We start from the raw sequence: 2,577 nt of genomic DNA on the forward strand, positions 1-2,577 counted from the left end.
GTGTCGGAGGCCCGGGACGCCGGGGGCCGGTTCTACCCCATCGCGGAGCGGCTGCCCGGCCTGCACGGCGGCTCGCCGGCGGACCTGCTGGACGCCGTGCTGGAGGACGTCGGCGACTGGGTCGGGGCCACCGGGCTGGCCGACGACGCGGCGGTGCTGGCGATCCGCTGGGAGCCGTGACCGGGCCGCGCCGCCGGCTCCGGCGGCTCCGCCGAGCGGCCCGGACGCGATTGTCAGTGGGGTGTGCAAGGCTCGGTTCGCGGTCGGCGGGGAGCCGGCCGCCCAGCAGTGGACGGTCGACGAGGGGACGGTGCCATGGGGAACAGGGCGAGCGGGTCGTTCGAGCTCACCGCGTTCGAGCCGGTGGAGACGGAGGAGCGGGAGGGCGCGGCCTTCGGGCGGGTCCGGATCGCCAAGACCTTCACGGGCGGGCTGAGCGGGGCGAGCGAGGTGCGGATGCTCTCCGTCACGGGCCCCTCCGGCAGCCCGGCCTCGTACGTCGCGGTGGAGCACGTGACGGGTGAACTGGACGGGCGCGCGGGCTCGTTCGTGCTCCAGCACACGGCCTGGGACACCACCGGCACGACGATACGCGTGGTGCCGGGCACGGGCGCGGGCGAGCTGGCCGGGATCACCGGGGAGTTCCGGCTGACCGTCGACGAGTCCGGCGCCCACGCCTACGTCCTGGAGTACGAGCTGGGCTGACGCCGGCCCCGCGCGCCGCGGCCGGCTGCCCGGCTGTCCGGCTGTCCGGCCCGTCAGAGGACGGGCTGGCCCGCTTCCAGCCGCCGGATCGCGGCCCGGACCGCGGTCGCACAGCTCCAGAACAGCGGCAGGGTGTTGGTCGCCCGGTCGGCGCGGGTGTTCTTGCCCGGGGCGAACATCGCGGCCCGCAGCTCGGTGGTCATCTCCAGCTGGGCGCCCATCCCGAGCAGGCTGCGGTTGCAGATGTTCTCCGGGGAGATGCCCGCGATCTCCTCCTCGCCGGAGGCGGTCACCGCCCGGATGCCAGCCGCCGCGAACTCCTCCATCAGGTACTGGCGGAGGGTGGCGTTCAGGCCGCCGACCAGCACGGCCTGGGCACCGGCCTCCAGGCCGGCCTGGGCGGCGGTGCAGCCGTGCAGCGACACCACGTTGAGGCTGCCGCCGCACATCGCCCGGGCCACGCCGTCGTCGCAGTGGGTCGAGGTGACGTGCAGCTCGCTGTTGTTGGAGGAGCGCAGGCCCTCGAACATCCAGAAGTCGTGCGTCGGCCCGGCGGCCGGGGTCGGCGCGAGGTCGGCCGGGTGGTAGCCGGCGACGGCCAGGCAGAGTTCGGAGGTGCCGACCTCGATGCCGCCGCCGTGCGGGGCGATGACGGTCGTCCGGACGACGGACGTGCGGCCCTGCAGGCTCTGGTCGTCCATCAGGTGCCGGCGGTAGCGGCGGCCGTAGTCCACGCCCTCGACCACGGTCGTGCTGGCGTAGAGGGCCGTGTTGGAGGGGTACAGGTCGGCGGCGGCGCTCGCGGGGGTGCTTCCCACGACGGCACCGAGGGTGCCGAGGGCCGGGGCCGCGGCGAACGCGGCGATGAGGGTTCGTCGGTTGATCACGGCAGGGATGATGGCAGGAGGTGGGGGATCGGCAAAGCCCCTGCAACGTCATGGCCGAATACGTGCCATGCCACGGACGGAATCAGCCTGATCGTGTGACACCGGCTCGACGGGCTCGTGCTGCGTCCACCGGGCACCCGCCCACGCTGTCACGATGATGCGATCAGTGCACGATCGGCATCGGAGGGTGGCGCATGCCCGGCACGGCGGTGGATCGTACGACGGCAGCGGGGGCGCGGGCGGCCACGAGGACGGCCGCGGTCGGGCGGGTGATCGACCGGCTGCGGCGGATCGGGGCGGGGCTGCCCCCGGCCGACGGCGTGGCGGTCTTCAACCGGATCTACCTCACCGTGACGCAGGCGGTGCGCGACCGGCTGGACCGCGGGTGCTTCGTCGACCCGCGGGCGACGGCCGAGCTGGACGTGGTGTTCGCCGGGCACTACCTGCGGGCCGTGGCCGCCGACGCGGCCGGACGGGAGCCGCCCGCCTGCTGGCGGCCGCTGTTCGCGCTGCGCGCCCACCCGGGAGTGCACCCGCTGCAGTTCGCACTGGCCGGGATGAACGCCCACATCCAGCACGACCTGCCGCTGGCCGTCGTGGACACCTGCCGCCGCCGGGGCTGCGAGCCCGCCGCCGTCGAGGAGGACTACCACCGGATCAACCGGGTGCTGGCCGAGGTGGAGACGGCCGTCCGGGAGCAGCTGATGCCCGGCCCCGACCTGCTGGAGCTCGCCGAGCCGCTCCCCCACCTGCTCGGCGTCTGGTCGGTCGGGGCCGCCCGGGAGGGCGCCTGGAACGCCGTGGAGGCGCTGTGGGAGCTGCGGTACCTGCCGGGCGCGGCCCGGGCCTTCGCCGCCGCGCTGGACGGTTCGGTCGGACTGCTCGGCCGCGCCCTGCTGCTCCCGCTCGGAGCACTGCTCCCACCCCGGCCGGACGGGGTGCCGGGCGCCGGTCCGGACGGCGTACCGGGCACCGGACCGGACGG

Annotated in this window: 3 protein-coding genes and 1 pseudogene; 3 read left to right on the forward strand and 1 reads right to left on the reverse strand. The window is 75.1% G+C overall.

What is annotated here, in order from left to right; genetic code table 11:
* Together ACIQOV_RS36790 and ACIQOV_RS36795 are read left to right on the forward strand one after the other, a co-directional pair.
* Positions 1-180: SpoIIE family protein phosphatase (locus ACIQOV_RS36790; RefSeq protein ID WP_401055148.1), on the forward strand; the 180-nt coding region annotated here is incomplete at its 5' end.
* Positions 181-315: 135 nt separating this feature from the next.
* The gene (locus ACIQOV_RS36795) at positions 316-705 is read left to right on the forward strand and encodes a DUF3224 domain-containing protein (protein ID WP_401055149.1); all 390 of its coding nucleotides are present in this window, start codon (positions 316-318) and stop codon (positions 703-705) included.
* Between the two features lie 53 nt (positions 706-758).
* On the opposite strand, the gene ACIQOV_RS36800 is transcribed toward ACIQOV_RS36795, so the two are convergent.
* Entirely contained in the window at positions 759-1,589 is an 831-nt protein-coding gene (locus ACIQOV_RS36800) for a poly-gamma-glutamate hydrolase family protein (RefSeq protein WP_401055150.1), read from the reverse strand.
* Positions 1,590-1,786: 197 nt separating this feature from the next.
* Between ACIQOV_RS36800 and ACIQOV_RS36805 the strand changes: the two are divergent.
* A pseudogene (locus tag ACIQOV_RS36805) lies at positions 1,787-2,500 on the forward strand (DUF5995 family protein); the annotation flags it as partial.
* Positions 2,501-2,577 lie beyond the last annotated feature (77 nt).

Source organism: Kitasatospora sp. NPDC091257 (genome assembly GCF_044757675.1).
In the GTDB taxonomy this organism is placed as follows: domain Bacteria; phylum Actinomycetota; class Actinomycetes; order Streptomycetales; family Streptomycetaceae; genus Kitasatospora; species Kitasatospora lactacystinica.